Source organism: Pseudodesulfovibrio sp. 7M6 (assembly GCF_050058625.1).
Classification (GTDB): domain Bacteria; phylum Desulfobacterota; class Desulfovibrionia; order Desulfovibrionales; family Desulfovibrionaceae; genus Pseudodesulfovibrio; species Pseudodesulfovibrio salinus.
This window is the reverse complement of record NZ_CP188816.1, coordinates 2,530,287-2,552,679: the sequence shown is the minus strand read 5'-3', so window position 1 is coordinate 2,552,679 and position 22,393 is coordinate 2,530,287. Positions and strand designations below refer to the sequence as shown.

Below are 22,393 nucleotides of genomic sequence, written 5' to 3'. Positions count from 1 at the left end.
GGTGTCGTTGCAAAATGCAATGGCAAAAAAAGTGGAATATAATGGTCCGTCTGATACAAATTTTATAAAATTAGTTCGTTATTTTAGAGTGTTTTGCCAAAAACTGAGCGTTCACTCAGTTTTTACGTTTTTTTTGACAGCGTGGCAGTTTGCAACGTAAGCAAATAGAAAACTGAGTGACGACTCGGTTTTTGAAAAAGAGAGGAGTGAGTTCGTCAGATGAAGAAGAAAGAAGCCATTCTCAAGGTAGCCACGGTACTGTTCGCAAATAAGGGGTTTGCGGATACGTCGGGTCAGGAACTGGCCCGGCTGACCGGTACTGCCGAGGGAACCATCTTCTATCACTTCAAGAGCAAAGAGGGGTTGCTCCTGGCGATTCTGGAACGGGTCAAGGATGAGATACTGGATCAGTTCGATCGGTTCTTCGAGAACCGGCCGTTCGCGTCCGGCATGGAGATGACGGAAGAAGTCGTCTCCTTTTATCTCTACCTGGCGGGATTGATGGAAGACAAATTCCTGCTGCTGCACAGGCATTTTCTCTACAAGTTCTCCGAGTCCAACCCGGAGTTCAGGGAAAATCTGGAAGCGATTTACAACTGTCTGGTCGACATCTTCGAGAAGGCGATCGTGACAGGGCAGGCGGACGGCTCCATCCATTCGGATATCCATCCCCGTAAATCAGCGCTCATTCTCTTTACTATGGTTGATGGTCTGGTCCGTTTTAAAAACTACAACCTGTATGACGCCGGGGCACTGTTCAATGAGCTGATGCAGACGTGCCGGAGAATGTTGCAGGCGGATACATAGGAAGAGGTTGCATGCTCACAAAAATATTTCCTTTTATCGACTGGTTCAAGGGATACAACATGGCGAAGCTGCGTGCGGATGCCATTGCGGGGCTCACTGTCGCCCTGGTGCTGATTCCTCAATCCATGGCCTACGCACAGCTGGCGGGTATGCCCGCCTACTATGGCCTCTATGCCTCCTTCCTTCCGCCGCTCATCGCAGCGCTGTTCGGCTCCAGCCGTCAGCTGGCGACCGGCCCGGTGGCCGTTGTCTCGCTGATGACTTCGGCATCGCTGGAGCCGCTGGCCACGGCGGGCAGCGAGGGGTACGTTGCCTACGCCATCCTGCTGGCCCTGATGGTCGGTATCTTCCAGCTCCTGCTCGGCGTGCTCAAGCTCGGGCTGGTGGTCAACTTCCTGTCCCACCCGGTGGTCAACGGCTTTACCAACGCCGCCGCCATCATCATCGCCTCATCCCAGCTTTCCAAGATGTTCGGCGTGTATGTGGACAAGGCCGATCACCACTATGAGACCATCATCCGCGTGGTGGAGGGGGCGATACACTACACGCACTGGCCCACGCTGGCCATGGGCGTGCTTGCCTTTGCCATCATGATCGTGCTCAAGCGCGTCAATCCCAAGATCCCCAACGTGCTGGTGGCTGTGGCCGTATGTACGCTCATCTCCTGGGGAATTGGCTTCAACCACGATGCCAAGGCTCCGCTTTCCTCCATCCGCATTCCCGAGGTGCAGGACTCTGTCGCCCGGTTCAACGCCGTTGTCGGCCAGATTGAGCAACTCGGGTTGCAGCGCCGGGATCTCAACGCCAAGCTGGATCAGGCCAAGCAGGCCAAGGACGTGGTTGCCCAGCTGGACGCCGAGCACGACGTGAACGTGCTGAATGTCCAGATCGCACGGCTCAAGCATGAATCCCACCTCCTGCGCGCCTCCCTGCGCGAGGAACTGATGGAAGGCGTAAAGGAACCCGACGGTGCTCTGGCCTTTTACAGCAAGGGCGAAACCCCTGCGGGCATGAAGGCCGACGGCCGCACCTGGCGCGTCCGGGTAGGCAATTCGCCGCTGGACACCGAAGCCCTGCGCATGACCGGCGGCGGCGCCATCGTCGGCAGCGTGCCTTCCGGCATTCCGGCCATCACCGCGCCTTCTCTCAACCTCAAGGCCATGCTGCACATGCTGCCTTTCGCGGCCATCATCTCGCTGCTCGGCTTCATGGAAGCTATCTCCATTGCCAAGGCCATGGCGGCCAAGACCGGTCAGCGGCTTGATCCCAATCAGGAACTTATCGGTCAGGGACTGGCCAATATCCTGGGTGCCTGCGGCAAGAGCTATCCTGCATCGGGATCGTTCTCACGATCGGCGGTCAACCTCCAGGCCGGTGCCATTACCGGCATGTCCAGCGTGTTCACCTCGCTGATGGTCGTCATCGTGCTCCTGTTCTTCACGCCGTTGCTCTATCATCTGCCCCAGGCGGTCCTGGCCGCGGTCATCATGATGGCCGTCATCGGCCTGATTAACGCCTCCGGTTTCATTCACGCCTGGAAGGCGCAGTGGTATGACGGCGCCATCTCCATCATCTCCTTCTTCGCCACGCTCGCCTTTGCTCCCCATTTGGACAAGGGCATCATGATCGGCGTGGGGCTGTCCCTGGCGGTCTTCCTCTACAAGTCCATGCGGCCCACGGTTGCCACCCTCTCCCGCGGAGAGGACGAGGCCCTGCGCGACGCCACGGCTTCCGGCCTGCGCGAGTGCCGCCACATCGCCATGGTCCGGTTCGACGGTCCGCTCTTCTTTGCCAACGCGAGCTTTCTGGAAGACCAGATCACGGCACGCATGATGGGCAACAGGAAGCTTCGGCACATCATCATCGTTGCCAACGGCATCAACGACATGGATGCTTCGGGCGAGGAGGCGCTGTCCCTCATCGTGGACCGTGCCCGTTCCTCCGGGGTTGATATCTCGCTGTGCGGGGTGAACGAGGCGGTGATGTCCGTGCTCGAACGCACCCACCTGCTGGAGAAGATCGGTCCCGACCACGTATACTCGTCCATGGAAAAGGCCATCTGCGGCACGCACGCCAGTGCGCACAGCGATGGAGAGGAAGAGTCCTGCCCGCTTACCACATACTGCCGTCTCGTTTAGGGACGTCATACCAAGGAGTAGCCAATGTCTGTCATAACCGTATTCAACGGCCTGTTCTCCGAAGCCGGACTGGTGGTCAAGCGTGTGCTGGACTCCACCGGGTACCGGTTGGTTACGGACCAGGAAGTGGTGGCCGAGGCGGCCAGGCTTTCGGGTATGCCCGAGGAAAAGATAGCCAGGGCCTTTCAGGCCAAGGCATCGGTCTTCAATTCCTTCAGCCATGAAAAAGAACGGGCGGTCGCCTGGCTGAAACTCGCCATGGCTTCCAAACTGTCGGATCAGGATAATCTGCTCTTCTCCGGGTTCGCCTCCCAGCTGCCCCCGGCCGATATCGACCACATCCTCAAGGTCTGCCTCATCTCCCGGATGCGGGAACGGCTGGCCGTGGCCGAGCGGACCGAGGGATATGCCGAAAAGCACGCCCTGAAACTCATCCACAAGGATGACGAGGATCGTTCCGCCTGGGTCCGCACCGTCAAGGGCGTGCAGGATCCCTGGAACGGCAAGCTCTACGACATCGTGGTGCCTGTCGGTGGTTCGGGCGTGGATCAGAGCGCCGATCTCATCGTCGAGCAGCTGTCCAATGCGGCCGTGAAGGTCACGGACGCCTCCCGCGAAAAGGTTGCGGACTTCCTGCTGGCGGCCACGGTCGAGACCGTGCTGGCGGCGGACGGGCACAATGTCCAGGTCGCCGCCAAAAACGGCGCTGTGACCCTGACCATCAACAAGCATGTCCTGCTGCTGGATCGGCTGGAGCGTGAGTTGAAGGAGATCGCCGAGGCCGTGGACGGCGTGAAAAGCGTCACCGCAGGTGTGGGCCAGGGCTTCCACCAGACGGACATCTATCGTAAGGTTGATTTCGAGCTGCCGTCCAAGGTGCTGCTGGTGGATGACGAACGGGAGTTTGCACAGACGCTTTCCGAGCGCCTGATGATGCGCGACATGGGTTCCGCCGTGGTGTATGACGGCGAGGCGGCACTGGATCTGGTCAGCGACGACGAACCCGAAGTCATCGTCCTGGACCTGAAGATGCCCGGCATCGACGGCATCGAGGTCCTGCGCCGGGTCAAGAAGGAACACCCGAAAATCGAGGTAATCATCCTGACCGGCCATGGTTCGGAAAAGGACCGCGAGATCTGCATGGAGCTGGGCGCTTTCGCCTACCTGCACAAGCCCGTGGATATCGACGTCCTGAGCGAGACGCTCAAGGCCGCCAACGAAAAGATTCAAACCGGTAAGTAGTGTAATCGGGTGACGCCGTGGCTATGTTCGAAAAGATAAGACCGCAGTTCTGGGATACGGATGCTGCCGTGGGACCGGCCAGAAGCCTGTTCAACTATCGGGGCATCTGGAGGCTCGCCATCGTCATTTTGGCGGTGGTGGCCCTGGTCCCGCTTTTGGTCATGGCCTTTATCGACTACAGCGTCACCCGACACTCGCTTGAGTCCGAAAACCTCCTGCGCACGGCCCGGACAACCTCGAATACCCGCCGCACCGTGGGCAATTTCCTGGATGAACGGACCAAGGCGCTGGAGTTCCTGGCCGACCATCAGGGCATAGATAAGCTGCGCAACGCCTCGCAACTGGCCGGACTGCTCGTTTCCCTCAAGAAGAGCTTCGGTGGTTTCGTGGACCTGGGAGTCATCGACAACCGGGGAAAGCAGATTGCCTATGTCGGTCCGCACGACCTGCTTGGCCGGGACTACAGCGACCAGGTGTGGTTCAAGAATACCCTGACCCGGGGCACGTACGTGAGCAACGTGTACCTCGGGTTCCGGGGCGAGCCGCACCTGATCGTGGCCCGCAAGGTAAAGGATGCCAGAACCGGCAAGTCCTACATCCTGCGCGCCACGCTGGATACCGGCCAGTTCAACGCCATGATCACTTCGCTTGATCTTTCGGGCGGTGGCGATGCCTTTCTGGTGGACGAACGGGGCATCATCCAGACGCCGTCCAAGAGTCATGGACCGGTCCTTGGCAAGGTGGGGCTGCCCATCGCGCCATTCTCGGAAACCACCGTTGTCCGCCAGGTGCGCGGCAAGGATGGGGAAGAGTACTCGGTCGGCTACGGATACGTGCGCAATTCGCCCTTTATCCTGATGGTCACCAAGCCGACGCTTGAGCTGATGAAGCCGTTGCAGACCATTCGCATGGAGCTGCTGTGGATTCTTATTGTCAGCATTGCAGTGATCCTGGTGGTCATCGTGGGGGTGGCGACCTACATGGTGAACAAGATATACATAGCGGACCAGACCAGGGCCAAGGCCCTGCATCAGATGGAACACACCAACCGCATGGCCTCCATCGGCAGGCTTGCGGCCGGGGTGGCCCACGAGATTAACAATCCCCTGGCCATCATCAATGAAAAGGCCGGGTTGATAAGTGATCTCTTTACGTTCCGCGAAGAGTATGCGAAGGACGAGCGGCTGCTCAAGAATGTCCGCTCCATCATAGATTCCGTGGCTCGGTGCGGACGCATCACCAAGCGTCTGCTCAGTTTTGCCCGGCACATTGACATGGAACTCGCGCCCATCCGGTTCAAGGATCTGGCCGAGGAGGTCATGGACTTTCTGCGCAAGGAAGCCGAGTATCGTTCCATATCCATTGAAATGGACATTCCGGAGAATCTGCCCGAGTTTATTTCGGACAGAGGCAAGTTGCAGCAGATATTCCTCAATCTGGTAAACAACGCCTTTCAGGCCATGAGCGATGGCGGGCACCTGGGCATTTCCGCTCGGCAGGAGAAGGAAGGCAATCTCGTCTTTTCTGTCCGGGATGACGGCTGCGGTATCCCTCGGGAAGACCTCAAGCGCATCTTCGATCCTTTCTTCTCCACCAAGAAGAAGGTGGGCGGCACCGGACTCGGGCTTTCCATCACCTTCAGCCTGGTCCAGGAATTGGGCGGGACCATGGCCCTGGAAAGCGAGGTAGGGAAGGGCACCGTCTTTACCATAACCATGCCCGTCGAGGGTCCCAAAAAGGGTTGCGACAATGCGAATTCTGCTGGTTGATGATGAAGTTGAGCTGGTATCCGCCATGGCCGAACGTCTGGGATTCAGGGATATTGATGCCGACTGGGCAGGCAATGCCGAAGACGCGCTGGCCATGGCACAAAAGGCATCCTATGATGTGGCAGTGCTGGATATGAAGATGCCCAAAATCGGCGGGCTGGAACTCCGGCGGATGCTCTCCGAGCGCTATCCGGACATGAAGTTCATTTTTCTTTCCGGTCACGGGTCCGAATCGGACTTCAAGACCGGCCGGGCCGAGGCTGAGCATTATCTGATCAAGCCCATCAACCTGGAAAATCTCGTTGAAAAGATCAACGAGGCCGTGAAATAAGAGAAGGGAGCGAGCATGAGTCACTCTTCCGCATATCGGGACGGTCTGCGTTTTTTCGGACGCGTCAGCGCCTCGGTGTCGCACGAGATCAAGAACGTCTTTGCCGTCATCAATGAGGCGGCCGGGCTGATCGGCGACTTCACGCTCATGGCGGAAAAGGGGATGCCCATCCAGCCTGAGCGGTTGAAAAAGGCGGCAGACTCCATTCAGGGACAAGTCCGGCGTGGCGATGCCATTGTCCGGAACATGAATGCGTTCGCGCATTCCATAGATGAGGACATCCGCGAGGTGGACCTTGCGGAACTGGCCGGGCTGACCGTGGCCCTGGCAACGCGCATGGCGGACATGAAGCAGGTCAGGCTGACCCTGGGCGACTGCGCTGCGGTCGTTTTGTCGGCCACCCCCTTTGACCTGATGCGGCTGCTGCACGAGAGTATAGCCGTTGTTCTGGATGCCATGCAGCCGGGCGACTCGCTGGCTGTGGGGGTGAAGTCCGCGCCCGACGGGGCGAGCTTTACCCTTGGCGCAGGCGGCAAGGCCGTACCGGCCGTGGAAGGAAAAGAACTTGTCGACATGGCCGAGGCCATGGGCCTCGCGGTCGAAATCGGTGAATTGGACGGCGCGCTCGCAATCTCTATACGTGCGCCGCAAGCCGGATAAACCCAGCAATAACCTTTACTGGAGAAATACAATGACGGAAAAAGTCCTGCTCATCGACGACGAAGAGGAATTCCTGAGCACCTTGTCCGAGAGGATGGAGCTGAGGGGCATGAACGTCAACACGGCGTCCACCGCCGACAGCGCCGTTCAGGCTCTGGACAGCGGCGACTTTGACGCCATTGTCCTCGACCTGCAGATGCCGGATATGAACGGCATCGAAATGCTCAAGGTCATCCGTAAAAACCACCCGGACATGCAGGTCATCCTGCTGACCGGGCAGGCCACGCTTGAGGCCGGCATCGAAGCTATGAAGCTGGGTGCCATGGACTTTATGGAAAAGCCTGCGGACATCAACGCGCTGACCGAAAAGATCAAGAAGGCGCAGGCCAAGAAAATGGTCATCGTCGAAAAGAAAACCGAAGACAAGGTCAAGGATATTCTGAAGAGCAAGGGGTGGTAGCCCCCGCTGCATGAAGCAATGAAGAGCCCCCCGTCGCCAAGGCAACGGGGGGCTTTCATTTGGTCGCTTCCTGCGGTGCGGTCTACTCGCCGCCTTCGGCAATGGCATAGCCCTGCGGGGCCAGGCCCGTGGAGGACGGGGTTCCGGCAATGCGGGACAGATAGGTGTCGCCAAGGCTGCCGATGTGGCCGCTCACGTTGTCGAAGTAGTTGTAGTGCAGCTGCTCCTCGTCGATGATGGTCTCAAAGAGCTTGACGCTGATGGAGTCGCCGTTTTCGCGGCAGACCAGGGCAAACTGGTTGTAGGCGTCGAGGGCCTTGTCTTCCTCTGCTGCGTCGTAGTCGAAGATGGCGCCGATCTCCTGGCCCTTGGCCACGGGGCCTGCCAGTTCGGTGGTGGGCTCGCCGCCCAGTTCCTTGATCCGCTCGGCAAAGGCCTCGGCGTGGCGCATCTCATCGATGGCGATGAGTTTCATATTGGCCGCAAGCTCGCCGTAATCCATGTCATCCAGACGATAGTGGTGGCTCATGTACTGATGAATGGACTGCAGCTCCATGGCACGGGCCTTGTTCAATACCTCTACACAGTTGGCTTTACGCTCTTCTTTGGTAGACATTGAGACCTCCTGATGTTGCCGCTCGCAGCGGCTGTTTGATTCTGGTTAATTGTATAATGAATATCATTCCCGGCATCATTTTGCCAGTGCCAAAAGGGCACGGGTGACACTTCCAAATGTACAGCAGCTGATTGCGACCGGACTCCGGCTGGTGCGGTTTCGTCAGAAGCATTTTTCCTCTTCGGCATAATATTATTTCGGCATGGATCGAAAAAGGAAATTTTCCCTTGCATTTTATGCGCACAACATCCATGAATCGGGCGCCTGATTTCGGGACATTGGCCAAAGGAAAATCCAGGGAGCCTGTGTCCGATTTTTTCCTCGCTGAAATCGGCTTCCAGAACACCATTCGAGCTTTCTATTTTTTCGTTGATCCGGGTACGACTGATTGATTATCCAGTCAATTTTGATTAATCAATCAATCAAAAAATAAACTTTTTTTAAAAATAGAATAATTACAGTAAGTTATGAGTGAAGATTTTTCTTGAGCTATGGAATAGATGTGTTACTTAAGAGCCGTGTTCAGTGAGGACCAACTTTTTACAGCAAGTAATTTACAACTTCGGGGATAACATTATGAGACGCTTTACCACTATTTTGACCATGGCCATGTTAGTTGCTTCTTTTGCTTTAGTCGCTCAGCAGGGCTTCGCCGCCGGTCACCCGGTTTCCACCTCTGTGGAGGATGCCAAGGCTTCCGGTGTTGATACCGATGTCCGCCTGTCCGGCGTTGTCAAGCACATCAACAACGATGAGTACCTTTTGGCTGATGGCACCGGCGAACTGCTGGTCTACATCAGCGACTCTGAGCAGCAGAAGCTGGCCGATGCCGGCAAGCCCGTGGAGATCAAGGGCAACATTGTCCGCAACTTTATGTACACCGAGGTGCAGGCTGTGTCGGTTGCTCCGGCTCAAGTGAACGGCACTTCCATCGCCAGCTGCGAATAAGTTGTTTTTAGCCCTGTAGGGCAAAAGGGAGGCTGTGGCAGCAGCCTCCCTTTTTTGTTGTCTTGAGAAAACAGGTAGATCGCGGAGCCCGCTCTTCGCAATCCCGATGGGAAAGCAGGAATAGAAAAGGGGAGACTGTGGCAGCAGTCTCCCCTCTCTACTTCGGGGTGGGTTTCGGCTTTTGCCGATTCCCGGTCAAGTCCATGCGGTCCTTTTATGAGCGCAGCAAGTCGCTATCTGGACCCGGATCTTGATAATCTATGGTTTATCTCCCGTCATCGCAGGCGTCGCCGCCGTCCGGCCGGGAGTGCTCGGCTGTACTGGTAGACTCACAGACCGGAAGTGATTCGTCCTCTGCGGGCGCGGACTCTTCCTTGGCCATGAGCTCGTACTGAGCGTAGCGTTTAGTATAGTCCATTTCGATGCGTTTTCGCAAGGTGTCTGCGGCTTCGGGATGGAATTTTTCCAACATTGCGTACCTGTTTTCGCCGGAGAGGAACTCCTGCAGGGTGCCGTCCGGTGCCTTGGAATCCAGACTGAACGGATTTTTGCCCTCGTCGGCCAGCAGGGGATTGTAGCGGTAGAGCGGCCAGTAGCCCGATGCCACGGCCAGCTTTTGCTCCAGCTGGGTTTTGCCCATGCCTTTTTTGATGCCCTGGTTGATGCAGGGCGCGTAGGCGATGATGAGGGACGGGCCGGGGTAGGCTTCGGCCTCGGTGAACGCCTTGAGTAGCTGGTTCTTGTCCGCGCCCATGGCCACCTGCGCCACATAGACGTAGCCGTAGGTCGTGGCCATGCGACCGAGGTCTTTTTTGCCCGTTCGTTTGCCCGCGGCCGCGAACTTGGCTACCGAGCCCAGGGGCGTGGCCTTGGAGGACTGGCCGCCGGTGTTGGAATAGACCTCGGTATCAAGCACCAGGACATTGATGTCCTCGCCCGAGGCCAGGACGTGGTCCAAGCCGCCGTAGCCGATGTCATAGGCCCAGCCGTCGCCGCCGAATATCCACTGCGAGCGCTTGGTGTACAGGTCGCTCATCTCGGCTATTTCGCCGAGCACCCCTTCTGTCTGTCCCTTGAGAGCCTCTTGCAGCTTGGCGCCCCATTCGGCGGAGCCTTCGGCCTTGTCCTTGTTGGCAAGCCAGCCCACAAGGGCAATCTTGACTTCGCCGCTCACCCCGTTTTCCACGGCTTCCAGAGCGAGCTGGGCCAGTCTTTCGCGCCGGTTGGCATAAGCCATCTGAATGCCGAAGCCGAATTCGGCCGCATCCTCGAACAGGGAGTTGCCCCAGGCCGGGCCATGTCCGTCGCGGTTAACGCAGTAGGGAGTGGAAGGTGCGGACGCGCCCCAGATGGAAGAGCAGCCCGTGGCGTTTGCCACCACCATGCGCTCGCCGAAGAGCTGGGTCAGCACCTTGACGTAAGGCGTCTCGCCACAGCCAGCGCAGGCCCCGGAGAACTCCATGAGCGGCTGGCGGAACTGCGAGCCCTTGACCGACCCGCGCTTGAAGGCGTCCTTGTAGGCCACGGTTTCGGCAAAGTCGAAGTTGGGTACTTGGGTTTCGGTCTGGGAGGCCAGCGGTTTCATGACCAGGGCCTTTTCCTTGGCCGGGCAGATATCGGCGCAGTTGCCGCAACCCAAACAATCGAGTGTGTTGACCTGGAGCCGGAAGTGCAATCCCTTCACGTCCTTGCCCACGGCGTCGAGGGTCTCAAAGGTGGCGGGGGCGTCCTTGATTTCCTCATCCGTGGCCAGCACGGCGCGCAAGGCGGCGTGGGGGCAGACAAAGGCGCACTGGTTGCACTGGATGCAGTTGTCCTTGTTCCATTCCGGGACCAGGATGGCCACGCCGCGCTTCTCGTACTTGGAAGTTGCTGCGGGCATGGTGCCGTCCTGGCTGAAGGCGGAGACGGGCAGAGTATCGCCCTTTTGCGCCAGCACCGGCCGCATTACATCTTTCACGTAGGCGGGTTCGTCCCGCACCGCGGCCGGATCGTCGGCCAGTTGCTTCCAGGCGTCGGGCACAGGAATCTCGACAATGGCGTCCACCGCGTTGTCCACGGCGGCGTTGTTCATGTTGACGATCTTGTCGCCCTTCTTGCCATACGCCTTCTTGATGCCGTCCTTGAGCAGGACGACGGCCTGGTCGAAGTCGATGACCTTGGACAGCTTGAAAAAGGCGGTCTGCATGATCATGTTGATGCGGCCGCCGAGTCCTACTTCTCCGGCGATTTTGACCGCGTCCACGGTGTAGAACTTGAGCCCTTTCTCCGCGATGGTACGGCGCATGGCGGCCGGGAGTTCCAGGTCCATGTCCTCGGCCTTCCAGGCGCAGTTGAGCACAAAGGTGCCGCCGTTCTTGATGCCTTCCAGCACGTCATAGAGGTGGACGTAGCTCGGGTTGTGGCAGGCCACGTAGTCGGCTGAGGTGACCAGGTAGGTGGACTGGATGGGCTTTTCGCCAAAGCGGAGGTGGGAGATGGTGATGCCGCCGGACTTCTTGGAATCGTAGGCAAAATAGCCCTGCGCGTACATGTCGGTATTGTCGCCGATGATCTTGATTGCCTGCTTGTTGGCACCCACCGTTCCGTCGGAACCCAACCCCCAGAATTTGCACTGCACCGTGCCTTCCGGGGTGGTGTTCAGGACGTCGGCCACGGGCAGCGAGGTGTTGGTCACGTCATCGGTGATGCCGACGGTGAAGTGCTCCTTGGGACCGGGGGCGGCCATGTTGTCGTAGACCGCCTTGGCCATGGCCGGGGTGAATTCCTTGGAACCGAGACCATAGCGTCCGCCGAGGACCGTTGTATGAATGCCTTCCTCCTTGAATGCGGTGCATACGTCCTGATAGAGGGGGTCGCCCAGCGCGCCGGGTTCCTTGGTGCGGTCGAGCACGGTCACGCAGGATGCGGACCCGGGCAGCACGTCCAGCAGGTGGTTGACCGAGAAGGGGCGGTACAGGCGGACCTTGACCAGCCCGACCTTTTCACCCTTGGCCGTCAGGTGGTTGACCACTTCTTCCAGTGTCTCGCAGGAGGAGCCCATGGAGATGACCACACGGTCCGCGTCCGGCGCGCCCACGTAGTCAAAGGGCTTGTAGTCGCGCCCGGTGATGGCCGCTACTTTCTTCATGTATTCCTCCACAATGCCGGGCACAGCGTCGTAGAGCGCGTTGACTGTTTCGCGACCCTGGAAATAGATGTCCGGGTTCTGGGCCGTGCCCCGGATGTTCGGGGTCTGGGGATTCATGGCCTTGGCCCGGAACTCCTTGATCTTATCCAGGTTCACCAGCGGCTTCATGTCGTCGTAGTCGATGACTTCGATCTTCTGGATTTCGTGGGAGGTACGGAATCCGTCGAAAAAGCTGACAAAGGGGATGGAGGATTCGATGGACGCGAGGTGGGCGACCAGGGCGAGGTCCATGACCTCCTGCACCGATGCGGAGGCGAGCATGGCAAAGCCGGTCTGGCGGCAGGCCATGACATCCTGGTGGTCGCCGAAGATGGACAAGGCGTGCCCGGCCACGGCGCGGGCCGAGACGTGGAATACGCCGGGCAGCAGCTCGCCCGCGATCTTGTACATGTTCGGAATCATCAGCAAGAGGCCCTGTGACGCGGTGAAGGTGGTGGTCAGGGAGCCGCCCGCCAAGGCGCCGTGGACCGCACCGGCCGCACCGGCCTCGGACTGGAGCTGGCGAACCTTGACCAACTGGCCGAAGATATTCCGGCGGCCCTGCGAGGCCCATTCGTCGGCGATCTCGCCCATGGTGGAGGAGGGCGTGATCGGATAGATGGCCGCGGTCTCGCTCATGGCGTAAGCCACATGTGCCGCGGCGGTGTTGCCATCCATCGTCTTCATTTTTTTGGACATAACTGTCTCCGTTGTATTTTTTGCACCGCCGGGAGAGGCGGTTATGCTTGTTGCTTGACCACTTCCATGGTGCACCGGGCGATCTCGTATTCCTCATCGGTGGGAACGATGAGCACCTTGATAGGGCTGTCGTCGGTCTGGATTTCGCGGATGCCAGGCTCGCGCCGTGCGTTCTTTTCCGGATCGACGCGGATGCCGAGCGGCTCCAGCCCCTTGCACGCCTCGGCCCGGACATCGGCGTCGTTTTCGCCAATGCCTGCGGTGAAGACCAGGGCGCTTACCGTGCCGAGTACGGCCAGGAACGAGCCGATGAATTTTTTGACCCGGTAGGCGAACATCTCGAAGGCGAGCTGGGCGTTGGAGTCGCCCTCGGCCCGCGCCGCGTGCACATCGCGCATGTCGCCCGTGCCGCTTATGCCGAAGAGGCCGCTCTGGAAGTTCATCATTTCGTCGATGTCGTCCAGGGACATGGAATTGTGCTTGGCCAGGAAGGGGAGAATGGCGGGGTCGATGTCGCCGCAGCGCGTTCCCATCATCAGCCCGGCCAGTGGCGTCAGTCCCATGGTGGTATCCACGCACTTGCCGCCCAGCACCGCGTCCATGGAGCAGCCGTTGCCCAGATGGATGGTAATGAGGTTGACCTCGGACGGGTCCTTGCCCAGATACTCGGCGGCCTTGCGGGAAACGTATTTGTGCGAGGTTCCGTGGAATCCGTATTTGCGGATTTTCAGCTTTTCATAAAACTGGAGCGGCAGCGGATACATGTAGGCATAGTCCGGCATGGTCAGGTGAAAATCGGTATCAAAGACCGTGACGTTGGGCGTGTCGCCGAATATCTTGCGCGCCTCCACGATGCCGGTGGTGTTGGAGCTGTGCACCGGGGCCAGGGGGATGTTGGCCCGGATGGTTTCCACCACCTGATCGTCCACCAACTCCGGGTGGGAGAACGACTCCCCGCCCTGGACCACGCGGTGGCCGATGGCGTCTATCTCGTCCAGGGACGAGATGGAGCGGGCGAGCAGGTTTTCCACCATCAGGCGCATGGCCTGCACGTGGTCATCAATGGTCCGTTCCTCCACATTCTTTTTGACCGACTCGGTGCCCGGCTGGTCTATGTGGCTGATTTTGCCCATGGTCTCGCCGATGCGTTCGACAACGCCGCTGCAAAGCACGGTTTCCCTGTCCATATCACGCAGCTGATACTTGAGGGACGAGCTGCCGCAATTGATGACCAGTATCTTCATGTCAGATATCCTTTTCCGACTGGGCCTGGATTGCGGTGATGGCCACGGTGTTGACGATATCGCGCACGCGGCAGCCTCGGCTGAGGTCGTTGACCGGTTTGTTCAGCCCCTGGAGGACCGGGCCTATGGCCGTGGAATCCGGCACGGCCCGCTGCACCGCCTTGTAGGTGTTGTTGCCGGTATTCAGGTCCGGGAAGATGAAGACTGTGGCGTGTCCCGCGATCTTGCTGTCCGGCAGCTTGGTGCGGGCCACTTCCGGGTCCACGGCGGCGTCGTACTGGAGCGGCCCTTCGATGGGTACGTCCAGGCCGCGCTCGGCCGCCATTTCCTTGGCCAGCCGGGTGGCTTCAATGACCTTTTCCACATCCTCGCCCTTGCCGGAGGTGCCGGTGGAGTAGGAGAGCATGGCCACCTTGGGATCAATGCCGAAGATGCGGGCCGTGGCTGCCGAGTCCAGGGCGATTTCTGCCAGCTGGGCCGCGCCCGGCTTGGGGTTCACGGCGCAGTCGCCGAAGCAGACCACCTTGTCGTTCATGCACATCAAAAAGACCGAGGAGACGATGGAGCTGCCCGGCTTGGTCTTGATGAACTCGAAGGCGGGGCGGATGGTCTGTGCCGTGGTGGTGACGGAACCCGAGACCATGCCGTCGGCGTCCCCCATCTTGACCATCATGGTCCCGAAGTAGGTGGGGTCGCTCATGCGGTCGCAGGCGTCTTCCATGAGGATGCCCTTGTGTTTGCGTTCCTCGAAATAGGCCGTGGCATACGCTTCGAATCGTTCGGAATCCGCCGGGTTGATGATGCGCGCGCCGTTGAGCCGAACACCCAGGCGGGCTGCGGTTTCGCGTATTTCCGCCTCCTTGCCGAGCAGGATGATGTCCGCAACGTTGCGTCGCACCAGAATTTCGGTGGCCTGAAGTACCCGCTCGCTGGTTCCCTCGGGCAGGACGATGCGTTGCCTTTCGGACTTGGCCTTTTCAATCAGGTTGTACTCGAACATGAACGGCGTGATTTTGTGGGATACCGAGGTGACCAGCCGTTTGCGCAATTCCTCGGAGTTTACGTTGGATTCGAAGAGTTCCAGGGCCGAGGCTATCTTGGCCGTGTTTTCCGGGTCGATGGTGCCATGCAGGGCCTGGAGGATCTGGGTGGTGCGGAAGGTGTGGTCCTTGACGCTCAGGATGGGTACGGGCACGCCGGTCCATCCCTCGATGAGCTGGTGCAGGGTCTCGGTGGGCTGGATGCCGCCGGTAAGGACCATGCCCGCGATGTTGCCGAAGGAGGACGACTGGCGCGAGGTGAGGGAGGCGAGGATGATATCCGAACGGTCGCCGGGGGTGATGATCAGGCTGCCGTCCTCCACGTACTTGAGAAAATTGGCGATGTGCATGGCCGCCACCAGAAAGTTGTCCACGGGATGGCCCAGCTGACCGTGGCCGTAGAGCACCGAGGCGTCCAGCCATTTGATGACGTCGCGGATGGTGGGGTTGCCCAGACGCTTGTCGTCCGGGATGATGTAGGAAAGCAGCGGCGTTTCGGTTTTGGTTCGTTCCCGGATGGCGTCCAGCACGGTGGTGGGCAGGTCCGGCTTGGCCCGGTTGATGATCAGTCCCAGTATTTCCAGCCCGCGCTGTTCGAAGGTCTCAACCGTGCGCTGGGCCGTGTCGCACAGGTCTTCCTCTTCCTGGTCGCAGCCGTTGACCACCAGCAGGACCGGGCAGCCTAGGTTGGAGATGATGGCGATGTTCATCTCGTATTCCAGGGTGGCGTTTTCCCCGATGTAGTCGCTGCCTTCGCAGAGCACGAAGTCGTACTCCTTTTCCAGCTCCTTGAATTTGTTCAGGGTGTTTTCCAGTAGCAGCGCTTTTTTCCCGTCGTTGAGCATCTTCCGCGCCTCGCTCAGGGTGTAGGCGTGGGTCCGCTCATAGGGGATATCCAGTTTGAAGTGGCGGATGGCCAGGTCGATGTCGTGGTCCGGCACGTCCTTGATCGGGTCGTTGATGATGGGCCGGAATATGGCCACCTTTTTCACGTGGGCGCGCAGCAGCTGCATGACGCCCAGCAGAATGGCCGACTTGCCGCTCCTGGGTTCGGTGGCTGCAATGTACAGGCTCTTCGACATGCTTTCCGTCCTTTTTTGCTAGGAGGAGGGGAGGGCTTTCCTTGGGGAAAGCCCTCCCGAATCGCGTTCCCAAGGGTTTGGGGTGTGGTGGTGGGGGAACGCGGTCTCTTGGGGCCGATTGGGTTGAACTATAGATCCGCAGGGTTGATGAAGTGGCGTGTTTCCGTGGCCGATTCCCGGTCGTAGCAGACCAGGCCGCAGCGCAGGCAGCGGTCCGCCTCGGACAGGGCCTGCTCTTCGGAGAGAGCGCCCTCCACCTCGCTGAAGGTGCAGTTGCGGTCATCGCCGTGGCAGAGGTGGGGCATCACGGCCCGTTCCTTTCTTTCCTCGATGTCTATTTCCCTGAACAGTGAGTAGCCGATCATGTCCTTCTGGGTCGTGGGCGATATCGGGATGTTGTCCTGTGTCATGGCGTAGTGCATGGACCGGGCGGCCTTGCGGCCGTCACCTATGGCCGAGACCACGAGGTCCGGGCCGGTATAGACATCACCAGCGGTGAACACGCCGGGGATGATAGTCTCAAAGGTATCGGAATCGGCCACGATGGTCTGCCAGCGGGTGGTTTCCAGCGGGCAGGTCCCGGCGTCGCCGTCCTCGTACAGACAGGTCAGGTCCGGTTTCTGGCCGATGGCCGGGATGATGAGCGTGGCCTCCATCTGTTTCTCGGACCCTTCCTTTTTGACCGGGCGGCGTCGGCCGGATTCGTCCGGTTCGCCCAGTTCCATTTCGTAATATTCCAGGGCCACGGCCCTGCCGTTTTCATCGCCGATGACCCGTGCCGGGGCGGCCAGGAAGAGGAAGTTCACGCCTTCCTCCTCGGCACCGACAATCTCTTCCACGTTGGCGGGCATTTCATTGCGGGTGCGGCGATACATGAGGGTCACGTCCGCGCCGAGGCGGACGCAGGTCCGTGCCGCATCGATGGCGGTATTGCCGCCGCCGACCACGATGACCTTGTCGCCGGTCTCCGGCTTTTGGCCCAGGGCGTGAGCGGTGAGGAACTCGATGCCGCCCATGACGCCGTCCAGGTCCTCGCCCTCGGCATACATGCCGGAGGCCTGCCATGCCCCGATGCCGAGGAAGATAGTCTCGAACCCGTCCGCCTTGAGCGACTCGATGGTAAAGTCGCGGCCGAACTTGGTGTTCATGCGTGTCTCCACGCCGAGGTCCAGAATGCCCTGGATTTCCCAGTCCAGGTCCGCCTTGGGCAGCCGGTATTCCGGAATGCCGTAGCGGGTCTGGCCGCCCAGGTGGGGCTGGGCCTCGAAAATGGTCGGGGAGTGGCCCAGCCTGCGCAGGAAATAGGCGCAGGAGAGACCGGCTGGTCCGCCGCCGACAATGGCGGCCTTTTTGCCGGTATCCTTGGCGCAGGGGATGGGCAGCCGCTTGCCGGAGCGGAGTTCGCGGTCGGCCACGAAACGCTTGAGCATGTTGATGCCCACCGGGGAATCAACGTGCTGGCGGCGGCACTGGGTTTCGCACGGGCGGGGACAGACCCGTCCGCAGGTGACGGGCAGGGGATTGCGCTCGCGGATGGTCATGAGCGCGCCGTCGTAGTCGCCCGCCTTGACCTGCTCGATGTAGCGGGGAATGTTGATCTGGGCCGGGCATTTCTGGCGGCAGGGGGCCAGACAGTCCGTGGTCTGGTTGAGATGGAGCAGCCGGGCGGACATGCCGGAAACGGCTATGACCCCGCGCGGGCAGGCGTCCACGCAGTTGCCGCACGCCTTGCACTGATTGGGGTCGATGACCGGCAGGCCGTAGGGGCCCATGCGGATGGCGTCGAAGGGGCAGGCGCGCACGCAGGAGCCGAGGCCGAGGCACCCCTCGGGGCACGCCTTGGACCCGCCGTAGAGCAGGTGGGCGGCCCGGCAGTCCAGCACGCCCTCGTAGTGAAAGGCTTCGTCCGCGCGGTCACCGCCGGTGCAGTCACGCACGGCCAGTTCCGGCTCGCGCTCCACCATCTCCTGGCCCATGAGTGCGGCGATGGCCTTGTGCCCATCGGTGTCGGACACGACGCAGACAGTGGCCGAGGCCTTGCCCGCCACAATGGCAGCGGCCGCGCCGGAGCAGCCGGGATAGCCGCAGCCGCCGCAGTTCGCGCCGGGCAGCAGCCCTTCCACTTCGGCTATGCGCGGGTCTTCCTTTACATAGAGCAACTTGGAGGCGATGCCGAGTATTCCGGCCGCGCCCAGTCCGATGCCCAACAGCGTCAAACCTGATGTGAGTATCATGATATGGTTCCCTTGCGATCGTTGGGGTTCGTCTAGATCATTCCCTTGAAGGCGAAGAAGGCCAGGGACATGAGTCCGGCCATGACCAGCCCGATGGGCGTGCCGCGCATGGCGATGGGAAGGCGGCGTACCGCCAGCCGTTCGCGGATGCCGGCCAGCAGCACCAGGGCGAGCATGAAGCCGAGGCCTGAGGCCAGGGCGTACATGACAGACTTGAACAGGCCGAATTCCTCGCGCTGGACGATGAGGGCCACGCCCATCACCGCGCAGTTGGTGGTGATGAGGGGCAGGAAGATGCCGAGCGACTTGTAGAGGGGCGGGATCATCTTCTTGAGGAACATCTCCACGAACTGGACCAGGGCCGCGATGACCAGGATGAAGGCCAGGGTCTGGAGATAGCCGATGTTGAGCGGGACCAGGACATTGTATTGCACCAGCCAGGTGATGCCGGTGGCCATGACCATGACGAAGACCACGGCCGCGCCCATGCCGATGGCCACGCCGGTGTCCTTTGAGGTGCCGATGAACGGGCAGTTGCCCAGATATTGGGCCAGGACGATGTTGTTGACGAATATGGCCGCGATGAAGAGAAGAAAGTATTCCTGCATGATGATTCTCCCTTAGGCGTTGTCGGCCTTGCCGCAGCATCCGCAGCTCTTGCAGTCGTGTCCCGGTGCCTCCACCAGGGCCAGCCCCTGCCGCTTGCGTTGCAGGTTCTGGACAAAGACCATCAGGGCCAGAAGCACACCTAGACTGATGAATGCGCCGGGCGCCTCGACCATTAGTCCGAAGGGCTGGAAGCCGTCCCAAGCCAGATGCACGCCGAAGAGTTCGCCCGTTCCGAGCAGTTCGCGCAGGCCTCCCAGAAATGTCAGGGACATGGTGAAGCCGAGCCCCATGCCCGCGCCGTCCGCCATGGAGAGCAGCGGCCCGTTCTTGGAGGCGAAGGCCTCGGCCCGGCCCAGGATGATGCAGTTGACCACGATGAGCGGAACGAAGATGCCAAGCTGCTGGTAGAGTGGATAGGCGAAGGCCTGCATTAAAAGCTCCACGGCTACCACCAGGGAGGCGGCCACCACGATGAAGCAGGCGATGCGCACCTTGGGCGGGATGACCTTTCGGAGCAGGGAGATCAGCAGGTTGGACAGGGTCAGGACAAATACGACCGCCATGCCCATGCCGAAGCCGTTATACGCCGTCTTGGTCACGGCCAGGGTGGGGCACAGCCCCAGGACGAGTCGGAACGGGGGCAGCTCGTTCCACAATCCCTTGGAGAATTCTTTCCATAATCTGCTCATGATATTGCTCCTCACGCTCTTGGCGTTCAGGACCAGCCGTTCGCCAGCTTGGCCTTGAGGTTCTTGTATATCGCGATGGCCTGTTGCACGGCGAAGACCGTTCCCGTGGAGGATATGGTTGCTCCGGCCACGGCCTCTATGTCGCCGCCGTTCTTGGTCAGGTTCATGGATTCGATGGAATGGCCCTTGAACTGGGTGGTGTATCCGTGTTCGGTGACGCGCATCCCCAGCCCCGGTGTTTCCTTCAGGGTGGTGATGCCGATGCCGGTCAGAGTGTTGGTCTCCAGGTCAAAGCCGACCATGACGCCGATGTTGCCGCCGTATCCCTTGCCCGAGGTCTCGAAGGCCACGCTTGTGACCTTGCCGCCGCTTATGGCCGGAAATACCATGACGGATTTGCCGTCCACCTCGAACCGCTTGCGGTCCTTGATGGGATTGTTGTCGTGCTTTTCCAGCACCTGGGCAATGGCCGGGGCCTGAACGTATGTCAGCTCCTGCTCCTCGATGATCGGGGCGGTGGTCTGTTTTAGAACAGCCAGGGTCACCCCGGAGATGCCGCAGATCAGGGCCAGAACAATCATCATGTTGAGTATTTCTTTCATGACTTACCTCGCGCCAAAGGGCCGGGGGCGAATGCGCTCCAGCACCGGAGTGAACAGGTTGGTCAGCAGGATGGCGAACGGAACGCCGTCCGGATATGCGCCCCAGACGCGGATGATGATGGTCATCACCCCCGCCAGCACGCCGAAAATGAGCATGGGAATCTGCCGGTTCGGCGATGAAGGCCCGTCCGTTGCCAGGAAAAAGGCGCCGAACATTATCGATCCGGTCAGCAGCTGGAACATGGCCGGGGGGTAAACCACCGGGTTTATCAGGTGCAGGACCCATGCTGCGACACAAACGCCACTCAAAAATCCTACTGGGATGATTGATGAAATGTGCTTTTTGATGACCAGATACAGGCCGCCGATGAGTACCCCGGCAATCTGCACTGAGCCAAGTCCGCCCAGTTGGCGGCCGAAGAGCAGTGATTTGTTGTCCTGTATCTGGACAGCGGTCCAGCCGAAGGCCTTGAGTTGGCCCAGGGGGTAGGTCAGGTTCATGGTCAGCATGGAGGCATCCACGTCCATGGCGGCGGGCCAGGAGACGCGGCAGATGGCCCAGCCAACCAGCGGCGCGCAGAACGGGCTGCCGCCCAGCGGACCGAACATCATCTTGCCCACGGCGATGGAGGCCGCGCTGCCGAAGGTCACCAGCCACCAGGGGGCTGATGCGGGCAGCAGGAAGGCGAAGGCGAGCCCCACGGTGAGAGCGTGCAGATCGCCGACCGAAGAGGGCTGGTCCATGAGCCGGTTGCAGACGGCCTCTGTGAGCACGGCTACGCCCATGGACAGGGCCATGACGCGCAGGGCGTCCAGGCCGAAAGTGTTTACCGCCATGGCGGCCGCCGGGAGCATGGCCATGAGGATGGCGGTCATCAGACCCCGGACAGAGGTGCCGTAATGCTGGTGCGGGGGCACCGATACGGTCAGGACGAGCGGATTGAGCGGTTTCATCGGGCTACCTCCTGCCTGGACCGGGCGAGGGCCAGTTCGTTTTTGGCCAGCCGGATGTATTGCAGCATGGGACGGTGGGCGAGGCAGAAGAAGCCGCACAGTCCGCATTCGAAGCAGACTTCGACATGCGCCTTGGCAGCCATGTCGTACTGGCCGAATTCCGCATAGCTGGTAATCATGGATGGATCGAGCCGGGCCGGGCAGCGCCGGACACATTCGCCGCAGCCGACGCACGCCATGTCTTCGGCCACCGGGGTCGGATTCTTGATCAGGGTGACTGCCACGGCGGACCGGTCCACGCCCTGCGAGGGCAGGGCGGCCGCCTCGCCGCGTAGAAATCCACCGAGTACGATGCGGTCGCCGTCGCCCGGGGTGATGCCCGCCTCGACCAGCACCTGGGCCACCGGCATACCGAGTGGGACGATGCGCAGCTTGTCGTTTACCGTCACCGGGGTTTCCATGACCGGCAGCCCGGTCTGCATGACCCGGCCGAGGTGATAGACCGTTTCCAGGCCGATGACCGCCGTGTGGTCCGGGGCCTCGATGCCGGTGACGGTCAGGGCGACCATGGGATCAAGCCCGGCCGGGTACTGATTGTCTATCTCCGTTATCTGGACGTCGAAGTCCGGGAGAGAAGTTCCCTTGGATACGGCCAGGGTCATCAGGCGGGGTTTATAGAGGGCATGGATGGTGCCCAGGCCGTACCCAAGAGGTTCGGGAGAAGAAGCCGGAAGGTTCAATCGAGTCAGAATGCCTTGTTCGGCGTCCACGCCGTTGATTATCAGCGTGTCCACCGACTCGGCCGGAGGAAGGTCCACTCCCAGCTCCAAAAGTTTTGCATACAGGGCATTGCCGGAAAGTTCGGAGAGATCGACGGGATCGACGGTTTCGTCGCCTTCGGCATCCACGCGGATGCGGTAGGCGTCCACGTGGGTCACTTTGCCCGCCACCGGGGTGTGGATGTCGCCCGCCCCGGGCCGGTTCGCGGTGGCCAGCTTTTCTCCGCGCCTGACCGTCTGCCCGCAGATTACCAGGGGGCAGTGGTGACGCAGGGTCAGTTCGGCCCGCTCAAGGGATGGTGTTTCTTGCGTAGTCATAAA

General features: G+C 60.2%; 18 protein-coding genes. 8 read left to right on the top strand and 10 right to left on the bottom strand.

Annotated elements, in window-relative coordinates; genetic code table 11:
* The first annotated feature begins 219 nt into the window (after positions 1-219).
* From ACI0FG_RS12130 to ACI0FG_RS12100, 7 genes are read left to right on the top strand one after another with little or no spacing between them, the layout of a single operon-like run.
* Positions 220-807: a TetR/AcrR family transcriptional regulator gene (locus ACI0FG_RS12130; RefSeq protein ID WP_419785262.1), complete on the top strand. Its 588-nt coding sequence runs from the start codon at positions 220-222 to the stop codon at positions 805-807.
* 11 nt (positions 808-818) lie between these two features.
* On the top strand, positions 819-2,945 hold the full coding sequence (locus ACI0FG_RS12125) for a SulP family inorganic anion transporter (RefSeq protein ID WP_419785261.1): 2,127 nt from the start codon (positions 819-821) through the stop codon (positions 2,943-2,945).
* Positions 2,946-2,969: 24 nt separating this feature from the next.
* Positions 2,970-4,187 (top strand): response regulator, encoded by a 1,218-nt coding sequence (locus ACI0FG_RS12120; RefSeq protein ID WP_419785260.1) that lies wholly within the window; start codon positions 2,970-2,972, stop codon positions 4,185-4,187.
* Positions 4,188-4,210: 23 nt separating this feature from the next.
* Positions 4,211-5,956, top strand: coding sequence for a sensor histidine kinase (locus ACI0FG_RS12115; RefSeq protein WP_419788389.1), 1,746 nt, complete (start codon positions 4,211-4,213; stop codon positions 5,954-5,956).
* Positions 5,937-6,287, top strand: a complete 351-nt coding sequence (locus tag ACI0FG_RS12110; protein ID WP_419785259.1) for a response regulator — start codon at positions 5,937-5,939, stop codon at positions 6,285-6,287. Before ACI0FG_RS12115 ends, ACI0FG_RS12110 begins: the two co-directional genes overlap by 20 nt.
* A 15-nt stretch (positions 6,288-6,302) precedes the next feature.
* Positions 6,303-6,947, top strand: coding sequence for a sensor histidine kinase (locus ACI0FG_RS12105; RefSeq protein WP_419785258.1), 645 nt, complete (start codon positions 6,303-6,305; stop codon positions 6,945-6,947).
* A 31-nt stretch (positions 6,948-6,978) separates the two neighbouring features.
* Positions 6,979-7,407: a response regulator gene (locus ACI0FG_RS12100; protein ID WP_419785257.1), complete on the top strand. Its 429-nt coding sequence runs from the start codon at positions 6,979-6,981 to the stop codon at positions 7,405-7,407.
* 82 nt (positions 7,408-7,489) lie between these two features.
* Here the strand turns inward: ACI0FG_RS12100 and ACI0FG_RS12095 are convergent, their stop codons facing one another.
* Positions 7,490-8,023: a ferritin-like domain-containing protein gene (locus ACI0FG_RS12095; protein ID WP_419785256.1), complete on the bottom strand. Its 534-nt coding sequence runs from the start codon at positions 8,021-8,023 to the stop codon at positions 7,490-7,492.
* Positions 8,024-8,599: 576 nt separating this feature from the next.
* Between ACI0FG_RS12095 and ACI0FG_RS12090 the strand changes: the two genes are divergently transcribed.
* Complete coding sequence (locus tag ACI0FG_RS12090; protein WP_419785255.1) at positions 8,600-8,971, top strand: NirD/YgiW/YdeI family stress tolerance protein; 372 nt, start codon at positions 8,600-8,602, stop codon at positions 8,969-8,971.
* 265 nt (positions 8,972-9,236) lie between these two features.
* Here the strand turns inward: ACI0FG_RS12090 and nifJ are convergent, their stop codons facing one another.
* The 9 genes from nifJ to ACI0FG_RS12045 all read right to left on the bottom strand — a co-directional run bounded on the left by nifJ (position 9,237) and on the right by ACI0FG_RS12045 (position 22,390).
* Entirely contained in the window at positions 9,237-12,839 is a 3,603-nt protein-coding gene (gene nifJ / locus ACI0FG_RS12085) for a pyruvate:ferredoxin (flavodoxin) oxidoreductase (RefSeq protein WP_419785254.1), read from the bottom strand.
* A gap of 41 nt (positions 12,840-12,880) precedes the next feature.
* Complete coding sequence (locus tag ACI0FG_RS12080; RefSeq protein ID WP_419785253.1) at positions 12,881-14,083, bottom strand: acetate/propionate family kinase; 1,203 nt, start codon at positions 14,081-14,083, stop codon at positions 12,881-12,883.
* Position 14,084: 1 nt separating this feature from the next.
* Positions 14,085-16,205, bottom strand: coding sequence for a phosphate acetyltransferase (gene pta, locus ACI0FG_RS12075; protein WP_419785252.1), 2,121 nt, complete (start codon positions 16,203-16,205; stop codon positions 14,085-14,087).
* Positions 16,206-16,333: 128 nt separating this feature from the next.
* Positions 16,334-18,439, bottom strand: coding sequence for an FAD-dependent oxidoreductase (locus tag ACI0FG_RS12070; RefSeq protein ID WP_419785251.1), 2,106 nt, complete (start codon positions 18,437-18,439; stop codon positions 16,334-16,336).
* 32 nt (positions 18,440-18,471) lie between these two features.
* Positions 18,472-19,047, bottom strand: a complete 576-nt coding sequence (locus ACI0FG_RS12065; RefSeq protein WP_419785250.1) for an electron transport complex protein RnfA — start codon at positions 19,045-19,047, stop codon at positions 18,472-18,474.
* Positions 19,048-19,059: 12 nt separating this feature from the next.
* Entirely contained in the window at positions 19,060-19,737 is a 678-nt protein-coding gene (rsxE, locus tag ACI0FG_RS12060; RefSeq protein WP_419785249.1) for an electron transport complex subunit RsxE, read from the bottom strand.
* Between the two features lie 26 nt (positions 19,738-19,763).
* A complete protein-coding gene (rnfG, locus tag ACI0FG_RS12055; RefSeq protein WP_419785248.1) occupies positions 19,764-20,339 on the bottom strand; it encodes an RnfABCDGE type electron transport complex subunit G in 576 nt (191 codons plus the stop codon).
* 3 nt (positions 20,340-20,342) lie between these two features.
* Positions 20,343-21,293, bottom strand: a complete 951-nt coding sequence (locus tag ACI0FG_RS12050) for an RnfABCDGE type electron transport complex subunit D (RefSeq protein WP_419785247.1) — start codon at positions 21,291-21,293, stop codon at positions 20,343-20,345.
* Positions 21,290-22,390: a 4Fe-4S dicluster domain-containing protein gene (locus ACI0FG_RS12045; protein ID WP_419785246.1), complete on the bottom strand. Its 1,101-nt coding sequence runs from the start codon at positions 22,388-22,390 to the stop codon at positions 21,290-21,292. The genes ACI0FG_RS12050 and ACI0FG_RS12045 overlap by 4 nt, the downstream gene beginning before the upstream one ends.
* Between the last annotated feature and the right edge of the window lie 3 nt (positions 22,391-22,393).

Coding starts and splice junctions, on each gene's coding strand:
- ACI0FG_RS12130 (WP_419785262.1), top strand. CDS start 220: ATGAAGAAGAAAGAAGCCATTCTCAAGGTAGCCACGGTACTGTTCGCA.
- ACI0FG_RS12125 (WP_419785261.1), top strand. CDS start 819: ATGCTCACAAAAATATTTCCTTTTATCGACTGGTTCAAGGGATACAAC.
- ACI0FG_RS12120 (WP_419785260.1), top strand. CDS start 2,970: ATGTCTGTCATAACCGTATTCAACGGCCTGTTCTCCGAAGCCGGACTG.
- ACI0FG_RS12115 (WP_419788389.1), top strand. CDS start 4,211: ATGTTCGAAAAGATAAGACCGCAGTTCTGGGATACGGATGCTGCCGTG.
- ACI0FG_RS12110 (WP_419785259.1), top strand. CDS start 5,937: ATGCGAATTCTGCTGGTTGATGATGAAGTTGAGCTGGTATCCGCCATG.
- ACI0FG_RS12105 (WP_419785258.1), top strand. CDS start 6,303: ATGAGTCACTCTTCCGCATATCGGGACGGTCTGCGTTTTTTCGGACGC.
- ACI0FG_RS12100 (WP_419785257.1), top strand. CDS start 6,979: ATGACGGAAAAAGTCCTGCTCATCGACGACGAAGAGGAATTCCTGAGC.
- ACI0FG_RS12095 (WP_419785256.1), bottom strand. CDS start 8,023: ATGTCTACCAAAGAAGAGCGTAAAGCCAACTGTGTAGAGGTATTGAAC.
- ACI0FG_RS12090 (WP_419785255.1), top strand. CDS start 8,600: ATGAGACGCTTTACCACTATTTTGACCATGGCCATGTTAGTTGCTTCT.
- nifJ (WP_419785254.1), bottom strand. CDS start 12,839: ATGTCCAAAAAAATGAAGACGATGGATGGCAACACCGCCGCGGCACAT.
- ACI0FG_RS12080 (WP_419785253.1), bottom strand. CDS start 14,083: ATGAAGATACTGGTCATCAATTGCGGCAGCTCGTCCCTCAAGTATCAG.
- pta (WP_419785252.1), bottom strand. CDS start 16,205: ATGTCGAAGAGCCTGTACATTGCAGCCACCGAACCCAGGAGCGGCAAG.
- ACI0FG_RS12070 (WP_419785251.1), bottom strand. CDS start 18,439: ATGATACTCACATCAGGTTTGACGCTGTTGGGCATCGGACTGGGCGCG.
- ACI0FG_RS12065 (WP_419785250.1), bottom strand. CDS start 19,047: ATGCAGGAATACTTTCTTCTCTTCATCGCGGCCATATTCGTCAACAAC.
- rsxE (WP_419785249.1), bottom strand. CDS start 19,737: ATGAGCAGATTATGGAAAGAATTCTCCAAGGGATTGTGGAACGAGCTG.
- rnfG (WP_419785248.1), bottom strand. CDS start 20,339: ATGAAAGAAATACTCAACATGATGATTGTTCTGGCCCTGATCTGCGGC.
- ACI0FG_RS12050 (WP_419785247.1), bottom strand. CDS start 21,293: ATGAAACCGCTCAATCCGCTCGTCCTGACCGTATCGGTGCCCCCGCAC.
- ACI0FG_RS12045 (WP_419785246.1), bottom strand. CDS start 22,390: ATGACTACGCAAGAAACACCATCCCTTGAGCGGGCCGAACTGACCCTG.